This is a genomic window from Mycobacterium sp. 852002-51961_SCH5331710 (assembly GCF_001665535.1).
GTDB lineage: Bacteria > Actinomycetota > Actinomycetes > Mycobacteriales > Mycobacteriaceae > Mycobacterium.
In genome coordinates this window covers 136,406-151,834 of the sequence record NZ_LZSQ01000069.1, presented here as the reverse complement: position 1 = coordinate 151,834, position 15,429 = coordinate 136,406, and the positions used below count along the sequence as shown (strand labels likewise).

General features: G+C 68.6%; 16 protein-coding genes and 1 pseudogene. 7 read left to right on the top strand and 10 right to left on the bottom strand.

The window, feature by feature from the left end:
• Positions 1–21: 21 nt before the first annotated feature.
• The 4 genes from A5752_RS12065 to A5752_RS12050 all read right to left on the bottom strand — a co-directional run bounded on the left by A5752_RS12065 (position 22) and on the right by A5752_RS12050 (position 2,657).
• Positions 22–249, bottom strand: a complete 228-nt coding sequence (locus A5752_RS12065; RefSeq protein WP_067085379.1) for a hypothetical protein — start codon at positions 247–249, stop codon at positions 22–24.
• Entirely contained in the window at positions 236–466 is a 231-nt protein-coding gene (locus A5752_RS12060) for a DUF6400 family protein (protein WP_067085377.1), read from the bottom strand. Before A5752_RS12060 ends, A5752_RS12065 begins: the two co-directional genes overlap by 14 nt.
• Positions 467–570: 104 nt before the next feature.
• On the bottom strand, positions 571–1,263 hold the full coding sequence (locus A5752_RS12055) for an MBL fold metallo-hydrolase (RefSeq protein ID WP_067085375.1): 693 nt from the start codon (positions 1,261–1,263) through the stop codon (positions 571–573).
• Positions 1,260–2,657, bottom strand: coding sequence for a xylulokinase (locus tag A5752_RS12050; protein ID WP_067085373.1), 1,398 nt, complete (start codon positions 2,655–2,657; stop codon positions 1,260–1,262). Before A5752_RS12050 ends, A5752_RS12055 begins: the two co-directional genes overlap by 4 nt.
• Positions 2,658–2,753: 96 nt before the next feature.
• Here A5752_RS12050 and A5752_RS12045 point away from each other — a divergent pair, with 96 nt between their 5' ends.
• The 3 genes from A5752_RS12045 (at position 2,754) to A5752_RS12035 (ending at position 4,782) form a co-directional block, all read left to right on the top strand.
• Positions 2,754–3,260, top strand: coding sequence for a DUF6328 family protein (locus A5752_RS12045; RefSeq protein ID WP_067085371.1), 507 nt, complete (start codon positions 2,754–2,756; stop codon positions 3,258–3,260).
• A gap of 36 nt (positions 3,261–3,296) precedes the next feature.
• Entirely contained in the window at positions 3,297–4,238 is a 942-nt protein-coding gene (locus A5752_RS12040) for a DoxX family protein (RefSeq protein ID WP_067085369.1), read from the top strand.
• Positions 4,239–4,299: 61 nt separating this feature from the next.
• Complete coding sequence (locus A5752_RS12035) at positions 4,300–4,782, top strand: RDD family protein (protein WP_067085368.1); 483 nt, start codon at positions 4,300–4,302, stop codon at positions 4,780–4,782.
• Between the two features lie 33 nt (positions 4,783–4,815).
• Here the strand turns inward: A5752_RS12035 and A5752_RS12030 are convergent, their stop codons facing one another.
• Both A5752_RS12030 and A5752_RS12025 read right to left on the bottom strand, forming a co-directional pair.
• Positions 4,816–6,252: a GntP family permease gene (locus tag A5752_RS12030; RefSeq protein ID WP_067085367.1), complete on the bottom strand. Its 1,437-nt coding sequence runs from the start codon at positions 6,250–6,252 to the stop codon at positions 4,816–4,818.
• An 85-nt stretch (positions 6,253–6,337) separates the two neighbouring features.
• Positions 6,338–6,856 (bottom strand): gluconokinase, encoded by a 519-nt coding sequence (locus A5752_RS12025; RefSeq protein ID WP_067085366.1) that lies wholly within the window; start codon positions 6,854–6,856, stop codon positions 6,338–6,340.
• A gap of 124 nt (positions 6,857–6,980) precedes the next feature.
• On the opposite strand from A5752_RS12025, the gene A5752_RS12020 reads away from it, so the two are divergent.
• From A5752_RS12020 to A5752_RS12010, 3 genes are all read left to right on the top strand, one after another.
• A complete protein-coding gene (locus tag A5752_RS12020) occupies positions 6,981–7,691 on the top strand; it encodes a FadR/GntR family transcriptional regulator (RefSeq protein WP_067085364.1) in 711 nt (236 codons plus the stop codon).
• Between the two features lie 49 nt (positions 7,692–7,740).
• Positions 7,741–8,625, top strand: coding sequence for an SCO6745 family protein (locus tag A5752_RS12015; RefSeq protein WP_067085362.1), 885 nt, complete (start codon positions 7,741–7,743; stop codon positions 8,623–8,625).
• A gap of 92 nt (positions 8,626–8,717) precedes the next feature.
• Positions 8,718–9,044 carry a YnfA family protein gene (locus A5752_RS12010; RefSeq protein ID WP_067085360.1) on the top strand — a complete coding sequence of 109 codons (327 nt, stop codon included), beginning with the start codon at positions 8,718–8,720 and terminating at the stop codon, positions 9,042–9,044.
• On the opposite strand, the gene A5752_RS12005 is transcribed toward A5752_RS12010, so the two are convergent.
• Positions 9,041–10,996 carry a DUF7064 domain-containing protein gene (locus tag A5752_RS12005; RefSeq protein ID WP_067085359.1) on the bottom strand — a complete coding sequence of 652 codons (1,956 nt, stop codon included), beginning with the start codon at positions 10,994–10,996 and terminating at the stop codon, positions 9,041–9,043. The genes A5752_RS12010 and A5752_RS12005 overlap by 4 nt on opposite strands.
• Before the next feature lie 41 nt (positions 10,997–11,037).
• On the bottom strand, positions 11,038–12,546 hold the full coding sequence (locus A5752_RS12000; protein WP_067085357.1) for a carboxylesterase/lipase family protein: 1,509 nt from the start codon (positions 12,544–12,546) through the stop codon (positions 11,038–11,040).
• Between the two features lie 72 nt (positions 12,547–12,618).
• On the opposite strand from A5752_RS12000, the gene A5752_RS11995 reads away from it, so the two are divergent.
• Positions 12,619–13,293 carry a hypothetical protein gene (locus A5752_RS11995; protein WP_067085355.1) on the top strand — a complete coding sequence of 225 codons (675 nt, stop codon included), beginning with the start codon at positions 12,619–12,621 and terminating at the stop codon, positions 13,291–13,293.
• A gap of 13 nt (positions 13,294–13,306) precedes the next feature.
• Here the strand turns inward: A5752_RS11995 and A5752_RS11990 are convergent.
• Together A5752_RS11990 and A5752_RS11985 are read right to left on the bottom strand one after the other, a co-directional pair.
• A pseudogene (locus tag A5752_RS11990) lies at positions 13,307–14,400 on the bottom strand (LLM class flavin-dependent oxidoreductase).
• 7 nt (positions 14,401–14,407) lie between these two features.
• Entirely contained in the window at positions 14,408–15,421 is a 1,014-nt protein-coding gene (locus A5752_RS11985) for an ABC transporter substrate-binding protein (protein ID WP_067085353.1), read from the bottom strand.
• Between the last annotated feature and the right edge of the window lie 8 nt (positions 15,422–15,429).

The following is a 15,429-nucleotide window of genomic DNA, read 5'->3' as shown; positions in this document are numbered from 1 at the left end:
CGCTCGGGGGCGGGTCGAGCGTCAGGCGGCCCCGCGGCGCTTGCGGTGACGCGTATCGGTCGACCACAGATGCCCGCAGGTCGGGCATTGCAGATGGACGACCGTGGCCCGGTTGCTCAGCAGGTACTGCCAGTGGTCGGCGCAGTTGCGCTGATTGGCGCACTCGCCGCAGCCGGCGCCGTGGTCGCAGCCGGGGCAGGCCAGCCAGGCCCGCCGTGCGCGGTCGGCGGTGGGATCAGTCGGCAGCACGGGTCACCGTCCGATCGGGCAGGACACCGGCGCGCACGAGGTCGTCGTAGATCTGCTGCTGGTCGTCGTCCAGGTCGCTGTAGAGCATGTCGTAGGCCAACCGCTCCTGCTCCAGCGCGGCGATCGGATCCCAGTCGTCGCCGATCGCTTCGAGGACGGCGGCGCGCCGCCGTCCCTCGTCGAGCGTGAGGTCGTACGCGAAGTCGAAATCAAGCATTGAGTGGAAGCACCTTTTGGGAATTTTTCGATAGGAACGGCCAGCGTGCCCGTCCGTCGAGGCACCCGACAATGAATTAGGTCACACCGGTGTGTTGAAATTCGTCACTTTTGGGCGGTGAGCCACCGGCGCTGCCGACGGACGAAGCCGGCGTCGACCGCGGCCCCGTGACCGGGCACGTAGACCGCGTCACCGCCTCCTGCGGCCAGCACCCGATCGAGCGTCGCCGGCCATGCGTCGAGGTCGGAGTCGAGGTCGATGGACGGCTCGCCCGATTCCTCGACGAGGTCACCGCAGAACACGACCGTCAGGTCCGCCTCCACCACCGCGATCAGATCGTGGTCGGTGTGGCCGCGGCCGGGATGGCTGATCACCACCATCCGCCCACCGACGTCGACAGCGGCTTCCCAGAGCTTGCAGTCCGGTTCGCGCAATGCGCCGATCGCCGGGTCCACCTCGGCGGCATCGGCGCCGTGCCGCATCGCGTCGGCGCGCAGGTGCTCCTTGCCGTAGGTCACGGTGTCGGCCACCGGTGGCGCGCAGTAGACCTGCGCGCCGTCGAAGGCGGGAAGGCCCAGGACGTGGTCGAAGTGGTCGTGGGTCAGAAGCACGTGGCACACCGGTTGGGCGGCGATCTCGGCGACGTCGGCGCCGATGGCCCGCCCCTCGGCCAACGTGCTGCCCGTGTCGATCAGCAGGCAGCCGCTACGTCCGGCGACCAGCCCCACCGTGACGTCGAGGAACGGCAACCGGGTGCGAAACACGCCGTCTGCCAATCGTTCCCACGAAAAGTTCACTGCCCCAGGGTAAGCGGCTGCGCCGCCCGATACTGGTCGAACACCGACGGAGTGGGATCCGCACGGTAGGTCGCGGTCTCGCCCAGCGCCCACGTCGGCGGCGCGTCCGAGTGGCCCAGCGTCCACGCGGCCTGACGGGCCGCACCGAGCGCAACGTATTCGGCGGGTTCGGGTACCTGCACCGCCGTTGAAAGGATCGCCGGTGCGATCCGTCGAACCGCCTCCGAGCGCGCTCCCCCGCCCGTCAGCATGACGCGTCGCACGTCGACACCGTGCGCCCTGATCTTTTCGATGCAATAGGCCATCGAACACCACAGGCCTTCCACGGCGGCCCGAGCGACGTTTGCGGGCAGTAGGTTTCGTGTCGTCACACCGTGTAGGGCTCCGGCGGCCGCGGGTAGGTTGGGCGACCGCTCCCCCTCCAGATACGGCACCAGGGTGAGACCCTCCGCTCCCGGCGGCGCCGACAGTGCCAGCCGGTCCAGTTCGCCGAATTCCACGCCCAACATCCGGGCCACGGCGGCGAGCACGGGGGCGCCGTTGAGAGTGCACACCAAGGGCAACTGACGACCGGTGGCATCGGCGAAACCGGCGACGATGCCCTCCGGATCGCGGGGCGCGACCGCCCCGACGGCGCTGACCACCCCCGATGTGCCCAGTGACACCACGCAGTCGCCCTCGTCGGCGCAGAGCCCGAGCGCCGCCGCGGCGTTGTCGCCGGCCCCCGGCCCCAATACCGCACCGGAGGCCGAACGGCCGGCGCTCGCGGCCGGTTCGAGCACCGGCGGAACGAGGGGCCGCTTGCCCCGCATGGCCATCTCGAGAAGATCGATGTCGTAGCGACCGGTGGCGGCGGAGAAGTACCCCGTTCCGCTGGCATCGCTGCGATCGGTGCGCAGATCGCCGAGATCCGTGGAGCCGCTCAGCCGCCAGGTCAGCCAGTCGTGCGGAAGGCACACCGCCGCGGTCGCATCGGCGTGCTCGGGTTCGTGATCAGCCAGCCAGCGCACCTTCGCGGCGGTGATCGCCGCGACCGGCACCACGCCCACCCGCGCGGCCCATTCCTGCGGACCGCCCAGCTCGTCGATCAGGTCGGCGGCGGCGCTGCTCGAGCGAACGTCGTTCCACAGCAATGCATCTCGTACCACGCGACCGTTTTCGGCAAGGCAGACCATGCCATGCTGCTGCGCCCCCACCGAGATCGCCGCCACGTCGTCAAGACCCCCCGCCGCCGAGACCGCGGCCTGCAGCGCCGACCACCAGCGCCCGGGGTCGACCTCGGTTCCGTCGGGGTGCGGAGCCGAGCCCGAGCGGACCACCGTCCCGGTGTCCGCATCACAGATGAGCACCTTGCAGGACTGAGTCGATGAATCTATTCCCGCGACGAGCGCCACCCTCGCCAACCTACTCCGGCGCCCACTGCCACCAGCCGGTCGGCCGGAAACCGTCATTCGGTCGACCGGCCAACCGAGCGGCTGCCAGAATCAGATGTGGACTTCGAGCGACCCGATCCCGACGGTCCGGAGGGCTACCGGCGCCGCGAGACGGAAGCCCAACGGCTGGACCGCAATTGGTCGAGCCTGTTGCAGGAACTTCGGGTCGCGCAGACGGGCGTGCAGCTGCTCACCGGTTTTCTGCTGATCCTGCCGTTCAGCGATCACTTCTCCGAGCTGGACGAGGTCATGCGCACGGTCTATCTCGTGACGGTGGCCTGCTCCATAGGCGCGACGATATTGCTGATCGCTCCGGTCAGCATGCACCGGCTGCTGTTCCGGCGGCACCGCATGGAGACGTTGGTGGCAACCGCGCACGCCTTCGCGATCACGGGCACGCTGCTGCTCGGCGTCGCGCTCTCCGGCGTCGCGACGATCATCTTCGACGCCGTCGCCGACCGGACTGCGGCGTGGATTGCCTGCAGCGTCGTGCTGATCGCGCTCGTCGGGTTCTGGTACATCATGCCGCTGCGGCACCGGACTCCTCGCGACGCGTCCAATTGACGTTTGCGTCCCGATACGCCTGGGAACTCCCGAGCCATGTTGATTCGCCGTATCGCGCGCCCGATGCTCTCAGCAGCCTTCATCGCCAGAGGTGTGGAGGCCCTTCGTAGCCCGAAACCGGCGGCCGACGCCGCACGCCCGACCCTCGAGGGGCTCAGCAAGCTGCCCGATCCGGTCGGGACGAACGTTCCGACAAACGCCGAAACCGTCGCCCGCGCGACGGCCGCCGTCCAGATCGGCGGTGGTCTGCTGCTCGCGACCGGCAAACTCCCACGGCTCGCCTCCGCGGCGCTCGCGTTGAGCGTGGTGCCGGGGAGCCTTGGCGGACATACGTTCTGGAGTGAGACAGATCCCCAGCGCAAGGCCGACGAGCGGCGTGCATTCATCACCGACGTGAGCCTCATCGGTGGGCTGATCATCGCGGCGGTCGATACCGAGGGCAAACCTTCGCTCGGTTGGCGTGGCCGGCGCGCGGCGCACAAGGTCTCCGAAGCGGTCACGGCGGCGCTGCCGGTCGGCGCGGCCGCGGGCGGCGCGCTCTCCGACAGCGAGTTCGCCGATAAGGTGGGCCATGGCCTGCATGTGGGCGCCGAGCGGGGCCGCGAGTTGGCCAACGTCGCACTCGAACGCGGCGCCGAATTCGCCGACGTCGCCCGCGAACGCGCGCCCGAATTCGCCGAGCTGGCGCGCAAGCGCAGCGCGGAACTCGTTGACGTCGCCCGCGAACGCGGACCCGAGCTCGCCGAGGTGGCGCGCAAACGCGGAGCGGTGTTCGCCGACGTCGCGCGCGAACGGGGTTCGGAGTGGGCCGATGTCGCGCGCGACCGTGCTCCCGAGTTGGCCGAGACGGCGCGCGGCCGTGCCGCGGAGTTGGCCGAGACCGCGCGCAAGCAGGCCGACACCGCTCGCAAACAGGCCGAGACCGCGCGCAAGCAGGCTCGCAAGCAGGCAAAGCGCCAGCAGCGCAAGCTCCGCTGACCTCCCTGCGGAGCGTGCGAAAGCGGCCCTGATCCGCGAGGTCGCCGGTACATTGACTCGGATGACTAGCGGAAATCTCGGATCACAGCCTGGGCAGTACGGCGGCGGCTATCCCGCCGCGGGCGGACAACCGGGCGGCCTGCTCCTGCGCTGGCTCGCCCGAATCATCGACGGCATCCTCGTCGGGATCGTGAGCTGGCTGCTCGCGTTCGTCACCGACAGCGCCTCCAACATCATGGTCACCGGGTTCTTCACCGGCGGTCTGATGTTCGTTTACTTCTTGGCCTTCGAGGCGGGCATGGGCTCGACTCCGGGTAAGAAGTTGCTCGGCCTGAGCGTGCGCGGACCGGGCGGTGCGCCCAAGCCGACGGCCGCGCAGGCGGCCATACGCAACTCCTGGACGTTGCTACCGATCATTCCGTTCGTCGGCGGGTTGCTCGGTGTCATCGCGATCATCGTCATCGCCGTGACCATCAGCGGCAGCGCAACCAAGCAGGGCAAGCACGACGAACTCGCAGGCGGTACGCAAGTCGTCAAGGGCTGACCACACGCGAATGCCGTTGACCCGCAACGAGGGTCAGATCACCAGCCACAAGATGAGGCTGAACGCGAAGGCGGTCAGGCCGAGTGTGGTCTCCATGACCGTCCACGTCTTCAACGTGGTCTTCACATCCATCCCGAAAAAGCGGCTGACCAACCAGAAGCCCGAATCGTTGACATGGGAGAGCACCGTCGCCCCGGCGGCGATGGCAATGCACAGCAGGGTGAGATGAAGACTGCTCAGTGACGCCTCGCCCGCCGCGGCACTGAGCAGGCCCGCCGTCGTCGTGATCGCCACCGTGGCCGAACCCTGCGCCACGCGCAACAGCGTCGCGATGATGAAGGCCTGAACTATCAGCGACATTCCGAGTCCGGACAGCGAGTCGCTCAGCGCGCTTCCGATCCCGCTCAGCCGCAGCACTCCGCCGAACATGCCGCCGGCGCCGGTGATCAGGATGACCGAGCAGATGGGTCCGAGGGCCTTGTCGTAGAGGGCGCTGACGTCGTCCATCGACCGTCCCCGCCGCAACCCCAGAACCACGGCCGCGACGATCACCGTGATCAGCAGCGCAACGCTGGTGTTGCCGAGAAGCATCAGATAGCGCACCCAGGTGGCGTCCTCTTCCAGCACGCCGGCGGAGACCAGGGTGTCGAGGACGGTGTTGAACGAGATCAACACGAACGGCAGCAGCAGCACCCCGAGCACGGTGAGGAACGACGGTGCGGTTCGGGCCGCAGTGGCCACCGCAGACGTGCCGGCGCCATCGGCGGAATCGGGCTCGGGAGTCGTTGCTCCGCCGTTGATCTCGCCAAACAAGGCCGTCGGGACGTCGACGTGCACACGGCGCCCGATCACCCGCGACACCAGCAGCACACCGATGTACCACGACAGGACGGCGACCGGCGCGCCGATCAGGAGCGTCACGCCGATACTCGCGCCCAGCGCTTCGGCCGCGGCGACCGGACCCGGGTGGGGCGGGACCAGGGCGTGCATGGCGGCGAACGCTCCGGCGGCCGGCAGGCCGTAGAGCAGGAGCGAACCCCCGAAGCGGCGGGCGACCGTCATGATGATCGGCAGGAAGACGACGAGGCCGGCGTCGAAGAAGATCGGGAAGCCGAACAACAGGGCAGCGACCCCGAGGGCGAACGGCGCCCGCTTCTCACCGAACCGGGCGATGAGCGTATCGGCGAGAACCTGTGCGCCGCCGGTGACTTCGAGCAGCCGACCGAGCATGACGCCGAAGCCGACCAGTAGGGCGACCGAACCGAGGGTGTTCGAGAACCCGTAGCTGATGGCGTCGGGAACGTCGCCGACCGGGATGCCGGCGGCCAGCGCCGTGAGCACGCTGACGAGCACCAGCGCCACGAAGGCGTGCAGCTTGACCTTCATGATCAAGAACAGCAGGACCGCCACCGCCACCGCGGCGATCAACAGGAGCGTGGTTGCTCCGTAGGCGGGCTCGATTGCTTCCATCAGGCCTCCGACCGTGCGTGTTTCCGGGTGTATCTAGCTGTTACGCCGTGTGGCGGCAACGGATGTGGCCCGACCGGTGCGGCGGTCACGCGTCTTGCCGGTCGGTCGAGTTCGAACCCGTTGCGGATACGTAGGCCTCGACGATGGCGTCGATGCTCTGGTCGACGTCGATGTCGACGCCGCGCTCATCGGCGGCCAGCGGTTCGAGGGTGTCGAACTGGGACGCGAGCAGAGATGCCGGCATGAAGTGTCCGGGACGGCTGGCTTGCCGCCTGCCGATGATCTCCGGAGTGCCGACCAGATGCAGCAGTTCGGTCTCGGCGCAGTGGCGCCGCAACTGATCGCGGTACTTGCGCTTGAGCGCCGAACAACTCATCACCCCACCGGTTGCGCAGTGTTCGGCCAGCCACTCGCCAATCGCCTCCAGCCAGGGATAGCGGTCGTCGTCGTCGAGCGCTTCACCGGCGGTCATCTTCGCGATGTTGGCAGGGGGATGGAAGTCGTCGGCGTCGGCGAACGGAACGCGCAGGCGCTGCGCGAGTGCGGCGCCCACAGTCGACTTGCCCGAGCCCGAAACGCCCATGACGACGATTGGAGACGCCATTTCCTCCACCTACCCAGTTGTGTTTGGCATCACACAGCATGCCGTAATAGTCATATGATTGCAATAGCATCACGCATTGATATGTCTTTAGATCGGTTTACCGATCGTATGAAAAGATGTATCCGTGGCGTCTCAACCAATCGTCGGCGCGCTGCACGGCAATCTGCTGAACTCGCTCGGCACGGCGATCGTCTCCGGCGAGTATCCCGCCGGGCAGGTGCTGACGCTGGACGGTGTCAGCGCGCGACACGGGTTGTCGCGCAGCGTTGCACGCGAGGCCATCCGGGTGCTCGAGTCGATGGGCATGGTCGAATCGCGACGCCGGGTCGGCATCACGGTTCAACCCGCGGAGAAGTGGAATGTGTTCGACCCCATGCTGATTCGTTGGCGGTTGGAATCCGGCGACCGAGCGGCGCAGCTGGTCTCGCTCTCCGAACTTCGGCGGGGTTTCGAGCCCGCTGCGGCGGCGCTGGCCGCGCGGCGGGCTGATCCGGACCAGTGCCGCATCATGGCGGCCGCCGTCTCGGACATGGTCGTGCACGGGCGGGCCGGGGACCTCGAGGCCTATCTCGAGGCCGACAAGCTCTTTCACCGCACGATGCTCGAGGCCAGCGGCAACGAGATGTTCCGCGCGCTCAACGGCGTGGTCGCCGAGGTGCTCACCGGGCGAACACATCACGCGATGATGCCCAGGACGCCGAATCCGGCGGCGATCAATCTGCACGACGAGGTGGCACGCGCGATCCGGATGCGCGACGAGGCGGCAGCCGAACAGGCAATGCGGGCCATCATCGACGAGGCCAGTTCGGCGGTGTCGGCGGACACCCCCGGCTGACACCGGGACCCCGGCGAGCGCGTCCAGGTGTGAGTGGTTAACTGCCGACGTGGACAGGCAACCGACGTTGGCGCGCCGATTCTTCGATCGACTCGAACCCGTGCACGCCGTCACCTACTTCGCCCCGGAAGCCCGCACCGCCCTCGACGACCTTGGCTACAAGGGGTTTTGGATGGGCTACTTCGCCGCCAGGTCGGCGCCACTCGGCCAGGTGCCGCCCGAGGTGGTGACCGCGGCGTTCTACAACTTCGCGCCGCATCGCGTGGCCAAGGCGCTCCCGGCAGCATGGGAGGTCGCTCCCCCGGCCGACGCGCTGCGTGTCCGGCAGCAGTCCGCCGTCGCGGCGCTCGAGCGGTACGACGTCGGACACGGCGACGACGTGGCGACCGCGGCGGACCTGCTGGCCGAAGCGGCACGCAACGCCCCTCTGGACGGCCGCCCGCTGTTCGCGGCCAACGCCGCGCTGCCATGGCCGGACGAGCCGTTGGCCAAGCTGTGGCACGCCACCACACTGCTGCGCGAACAGCGCGGCGACGGGCATATCGCGGTGCTCGTCAACCACGGCATCTCCGGACGCGAGAGCAACGTGCTGCACGCCGCGGCGGGTCGCGTGCCCAAGGAGATGATCATGCGCAGCCGCGACTACGACGACGAGCAGTGGGAGTCGTACCGATCGCGGCTCACGGACCGCGGGTTGCTCGACGGCGACGAACTGACCGACGCAGGGCGCGATCTCAAGCAGCGGATCGAGGACGCCACCGACGAGTTGGCACTGCCGGTGCTCGACGCACTGACCGACGACGAGATCGAGACGCTGTTCCGCGCATTGACGCCGATCACCCGCAAGGTGGTCGCCGCAGGCGACGTCCCCGCCGCGACGCCGATGGGCCTGAACCGCGACGATCTCGACGACGACAGCGCCCACCGCGCCTAGCTCCCCTTCGTTGCGCGACCGTGCGTGTTTGCACACGACACGCCGCGCCATGCCAGCATTTTGCGCACGCTCGCGGCACGCTGAGTGACGTGATGGTGCTCAAGTCGGTGATGCTGTTCGTCCTTGCCGCGGTGCTCGAGATCGGCGGCGCGTGGCTCGTGTGGCAGGGCGTGCGGGAGCACCGCGGGTGGTGGTGGATCGGTGCGGGCGTGATGGCCCTCGGCGCTTACGGTTTCGTCGCCGCGTTTCAGCCCGACGCCCACTTCGGCCGGGTGCTGGCGGCGTACGGCGGAGTCTTCATCGCCGGATCACTCGCCTGGGGCATGGTCGCCGACGGCTTTCGACCCGACCGCTGGGACGTCACGGGCGCGCTGATCTGTCTGGTCGGCGTGGGGCTGATCATGTACGCCCCGCGCTAGCCCTGGTTGCGGTTCCACTCCAGCCAGCCCACGCCCTTGCGGCCGTCGGGCGTGGTGACCGTCGCCCAGGCGCGGGGAAAGTGACTGATGCGGCCGTCGGGCGACACCAGCAGCACAGGCGCATGGCCACGCACCTCGGCGGTGACGGTCACGTCGCCGGGCGTGAGCGTCAGCGTCGTCTCGACGGGTAACGCGTTGTCGGCAAACGTCTCTCGCGCGGTGACGGCCTGCAGTTCGATCAGCGGTTCACCCGCCGATTGCACATACCCGATGCCGAGCGGCGGGGCGCCCGGAATGCGGATGTCGACGCCGTGCAGGCGGGTGCCGTCGTCGAGGTGCAACGCGCTCCACACCCAGTCCATCGCCCACCAGTCGCGCACACCCCAGGAGTGGTCACGCTGGCCCGGGACGTTGGTGAACGTGAACTCGCGGCCGTCGACGGACACGGTGCCCGACACCGTGCACGGGATCTCGTAACGCGGCGTGATCCGGTACAGATACGGCGCGCCCGCGGTCGTGTACTCGAGTTCCATCGACACGTCGACGGGCCGCCCGGATTCGTTGCGCAGCAGCGCCGCCGGATCGTCGTACGCCTCACCGCGGCCCCGCATCGTGACGCGATAGGTCTTGAGCGGTTCGGTGGCCGTGAGGATCAACTCGATGTCGCCGGTGCCTTCGAAATCGAGCAGTGCGTAGGTCGGGATGCCCGGCCCGCACACCAGGCCGTTGATCCACGATTTGTGCAGGTTCGGGTACAGGCCGAGACGCACCCATCCGCCGATCTCCTGCTCGAGGTCGACGAAGTCGTAGTACCAGCTCTCGTTCCACAGCGGTTCGTCACCGGGCGGATGGTCGCCTTCGTCGTCGGCAGTCGGCGTAAGGGGTTCGGGCGTAACGGGTTCCGGCAGGGTGGCCAGTGCATCGACGTCGAGCACATGCTCGCAGTGGCGGTGCAGCATCGTCATGAACATCTCGTCGCCGCGCTCGGTGCGCTCCACGAGCATCGACGAGATGATCGCCATCATCACCCCGCCGAACGTCTGTCTGCGCACCCCGTCTCGGACATCGTCGATGGTGATCGGGGCATCGGGACCGAGCGCCGAGTGGTAGGCGGACAGCAGCGCCTCGTAGTGCTCGCGACGTACCTCGACGGGCAGCGCGCAGCCGAGAAAGTACGCGACGTCGGTCATCGCCGGTCCCCAGGTGACCGTCTGCCAATCGACCACGGTCAGCGGGCGGTCGGCGCCGGGTTGTCCGAACAGCATGTTGTCCAGGCGGTAGTCGCCGTGCACCAGTCCTTTGACCCGGTCGGGTGCGGACTCGGCGGCGATGTAGGCGTCGAATGCGTCGATCAGCCGCTCGCACACCTCACGGTGCGCAGGCGCGATCCTGTCGGCATAGCGTTCGGCGAACCCCGCATACAGCCCGGCGATCAACGCCTGGTTGACCGGCGCCTCACGGTTGAGCCACTCGGCGCTGGCGGCCGCGGGATCGCCGAGCAGCGGTCCGTGCAGCCGGCCCAGCTCGGACAGCGCCAGCATGGCCTGTTCGGCTGAGGCGCCGCGGATTTCGTCGCCGACGATCGCGGGTCCGGCGTCGCCGAGCAGAAGATGAAAGGCACCGGTCTCGGGATTGAACCCCGAGGAGAAGCACGGCGCCACCGGTCCCCCGATCCGCGGCGCGATGTCGGTGTAGAACCGCACCTCGCGCTCGTAGAGGCCCAGCGCCAGCCCGGTCTGCCTGCTCACCGGATCGCTGGCGGCCACCTTGAGCACGACCGTCGCGGGACCGGAGCCCTCAGCCGCGTACGTCAGCGCGACGCGGTAGCACTCGCTCATCTGCCCCGTGCCGATGCGCTCGTACGAGAAGTCCGCGACCGGTGAGCCGACCGTTGACGTCAGCCACTCGGCGCTCAGTTCTGCGGGGCGCTCCACGACGTTGATGGTGGGCACTTGTCACCTCCATGTGACCTGTTCGGGTGGCGGCGCCACCGTTATCGCGAGACCAGCGAGAAGCCCTCCCACGCCTCCCTGCGGGCGGCGTGCGGGTCGAACTCGATTCGCGGGCGGTGATCGAAGACTCGCACGGCACGGTCGGCGCTGGTGTAGGCGGGCCAGTCGTCGCCGGGGACGCCGGTACGGGCGAATTCGCGCCAGCGGCGCTGGATGTCATCGCTGACACGCAGGGCCTTTCGCCGGTCCCCGACCGCTGTGAGCAGGCGCCCGAACCGGCTGCGGTACACGTCGAAGACCGCCAGCAGTTCGGTGGCGTGTGTGGCGCCCAGTCCCGCCAACCGCAACGAGCGCGGTGCGTAGTCGTAGCGATACAGGTGGGTCGGAGCGTGGCGGCTGTGCGCCTCGGCGATCTGCCAGGCGGCCGAGCCGAATGCGAAATCGCCGCCGAACTGGACGCATGCCTTCTGGTCGGGGTAACCGGGATACGCCGCGGTGATGCGTTCCCGCTCTTCGGGTTCCGCCTCGGCGAGCAGCCGCTCGATCATCGGTTCGGACATCGGCAGCAGCTTGAGGAAACGGCCGAAGAGGTTGGCCTCCTCGGCGTTGGTCCCGACGATGAGCGGGACCCGGTGCGCCTTGCCGCTGCGCATCGCCTCCACGGGATCCAGTGGCAGGTAATCGGTTCCGCTCGTCGGCCCGGCCGCGAAGGCGCCGAGCATCTCGCGCTGCCCCTGCTTGATGAGCCGTTCGAACGCGGTGACCAGCTCGGCCGGCCGAGCCGCCATCACCGCGTCGGCGCCGTTGCCCTCCCCCGCGCCCAGCATCTCGGCGAACCTCGTCGCGTACTGCTCGGCCACCTCCGGCGTGCGCACCATACCGGCCGCGGGACTCTCTGAAATCGCCTTGGCGAACAGGCCTTTGGCGGCCGGCACCGCCAGCAGCGTGGCCACGGCGTGGGCTCCGGCGCTCTCACCGAAAATCGTCACGTTGTCTGGGTCGCCGCCGAACACCGCGATGTTGTCGCGCACCCAGCGCAGCGCCGTCACCAGATCGCGCAGGTACAGATTGTCGTCGATGGTGAAGGTCCCGTTGGACAACGACGACAGGTCGAGACAGCCGAGCGCGCCGAGGCGGTAGTTGACCGAGACGTACACACACCCCTTGCGGGCCAGTGCCGCGCCGTCGTAGATCGGCGTGGCCGACGTTCCCATGAAGTAGCCGCCGCCGTGGATGAAGACCATGACCGGCAGCGCGGAGTCGAACCGCTTCTTCGGGCTCACCACGTTGAGCGTCAGGCAGTCCTCGCTCATCGGTTGGTACTTGCCCGGTGCCAGCATCGTGTACATGCGTTGCTGAGGCGCACAGTTGCCGTATCCGTGGCAGTACCGGACGCCGCGCCACGGCTGTACCGGCTGGGGCGCGCGCAGCCGCAGCGGGCCCACCGGCGGGCGCGCATAGGGAACCCCACGCCAGCGGTGCACGCCATCGCGGGTGAAGCCCTCGATCGTGCCCGAGGCGATGGTCGCGCGGACGGTGTGTTCGTGCATCACCCGACGTTAGCAATGGACTCGCGCCGCGCCTGGCCAGGGATTGCGTGTCGGCCCGCTAGCCTGGCCCGTATGCGAATGGCTGTGCTGATCGCGTCTGTGCTGGTAGCGGGGTGTTCGACGACGACGGGCGGACAGGCTGAACGGATCGAACCGATTCCGCCATCCCCGTCGGCGAGTTCGCCGACGACGTCCACGACGAAACCCAAGCCGGCCGCTCCGCCGGCCCCGGGCGCCCCGATCGGGGATGTGATGGCCTGGGTGGAGGCCGGCGAACCCGCCGACGCCGGCCAGTATCACGCGGCCTCGCGTGACGGGCAGACGACGGACCTCGGCGAAGACGTCGCATTCACCACGCCGTCGGGCAAGACCAGCTGTATGACCGACAGCCAGTACGCCGACGGGGCGTTGGCCTGCCTGGTGGACCTGGTCAACCCGCCGCCGCGGCCGGACGACGCCTACGGCGAGTGGAAGGGCGGCTGGGTCGATTACGACGGCACCACCGTCACCGTCGGCTCCGTGCACGGCGATCCCGGCCGGTTCACCGCCGGGGAGGGGCCCGAACTCCCGTACGGGCAGGTCCTGTCCTTCGGTGACTACCGCTGCCGCACCGACACCGTCGGACTGTTCTGCGTCAACTACGCCTACCGGTCCGCGGTCCGGTTCAGCGACGCCGGCATCGAACCGTTCGGATGTCTGCAGCCGGCCACCGCGCCCCCGCAGACCGGCGAGAAGTTCAGCTGCTGACCATAGCCACGAATCAGGCGACGCCTTTGCGTTTGAGCAGCGGCAGCACGCCTTCGGCGAACCAGTACGCCTCTTCCAGGTGCGGGTAGCCCGACAGGATGAACTCGTCGAACCCGAGCGAGTAGTACTCGTAGATCAGGTTGGCGACTTCTTCGTGGCTGCCGACCAGCGCGGTGCCCGCGCCACCGCGCACCAGCCCGACACCGGCCCATAGATTCGGGTAGATCTCGAGTCGATCCGTCCGGCCGCCGTGCAGAGCGGTCATCCGGCGCTGGCCTTCGGACTGCGACTTCGAGTGCAGTGCAGTGGCGTTGGCGATCTGCTCCGGGCTCAATTCCGCGATCATCTCGTTCGCGACCCCCCACGCGGCCTCCGAGGTGTCCCGGCTGATGGTGTGCAACCGGATCCCGAACCGCACGGCGCGGCCCTGCTTTTCGGCGAGCTCACGGACGCGGCTATCTTGGCCGCCGCGTCCTGCGGGGGTTCGCCCCACGTCAGGTACACGTCGACGTACCGCGCGGCGATCGGCAGCGCCGCGGGCGACGACCCGCCGAAGTAGATCTGCGGCAACGGATCCGGCGGCGCCGACACCCGCGCGTCGGCAACCTTGTAGTGGTCGCCCTCGAAGTCCAGCGATTCCTGGCGCCAGACGGAGTTCACGATGTGGAGGAACTCCCCCGTCCGCGCGTAGCGCTGGTCGTGGTCGAGCCAGTCGCCGAACCGGCGCTGTTCGACGTCGTCGCCGCCGCTGACGATGTTGAGCAGCACGCGGCCGTCCGAGAACCGCTGCAGCGTGGCGGCCTGCTGCGCGGCCAGTGTGGGCGGCGTCAGACCCGGCCGGAACGCGACGAGGAACTTCAACCGCTCGGTCTCCGCGAGCAGGGCGGATGCGGTCAACCACGCGTCCTCGCACCAGGTTCCGGTCGGCGTCAGCACCCCCTCGTAGCCCAGGCGGTCGGCGGCGCGGGCCACCTCGGCGAGGTAGCGCCGCGTCGGTGGACGGTAACTGGCGGGCACCGTCTTCTGCGACGACGCATGCGACGAACCGACGATGGATCGGCCGTCTCCGGCGGTGGGCAGAAACCAGAAGAACTTCGCCGAGGGCATGTCGCTCCTAATCACGATCCAGGTAGAGGGGTTCGAGCACGTCGGTGTAGCGACGGTCGACCCAGCGTTCGAAATCCGGTGCGGCCGCGATCTGTTGGGACTCGGCGAACAGGTCGGCCATCTCCTGCTCCGAGGCGATCAACTTGCCCGACAGATCGGTCGGCAACCGCAGGCTGCGACCCTGCGCCAGGGAGGCGACCGCGGGGGCGAGGCCCACTTCCTCGCCGTAGCGTTGGGCCCACTGTTCGCGGTTGTCGTTGGCCCACCGCACGGCCTTGGCGTAGCGCTGCAGCAGATCACTCAACGCGGTGTTGCGTTTCGGGTCGGCCAACGCGGCGTCGGAGGCGACACCGAAGCCGGCGCCGTTGGTGATGCCGGTCGCGGTGGCGATGCTGCGCACCGAGAGATCGGTCTCGGCCTGCGCGGTGTAGGGATCCCAGATGGCCCACACGTCGACGCGGCGCTGGGTGAAGGCCGACAGCGCATCGGCGGGTTGCAGGAACACCAGCTTCACGTCGGACACGTTCAGCCCCGTGCGGTCGAGCTGGACCAGCGTATGCCCGTGCGCCGAGCTGCCTTTGGCGACCGCGATGCTCTTGCCGCGCAGATCCTCGACGCGCTGAATGGGCGCGTCGGCGTGCACCAGGAGCTGATCTCCGTATCCGCCGCCGTCGTAGGCCGATACCACCTTGACCTTCGCGTTGGACGCGGCGCCGAAGATCGGTGGCGTGTTACCGGTGATCGCGAAGTCGATCTTGCCCGCGGTGGCGGCCTCGATCTGGGGTGGGCCGGAGGTGAACGTCGAGAAGTTGATCTCGTAAGGCAGATCGTCGAGCGCACCCGACGCCCTCAGCAGGGCCTCGGTGCCACCCTTCTGGTCGCCGACGTTGAGCGTCACCCCGGCGAGGTCGGACAGCGGCACGGTGGCCGGCGCCTCTTGCGCACCCGCACTGTCCTGGCGCGACACGCAGCCGGTCAGCAGGAGGCCGATCAGCGTGAGAACGACGACGACTCTGGGCATGAAAATTC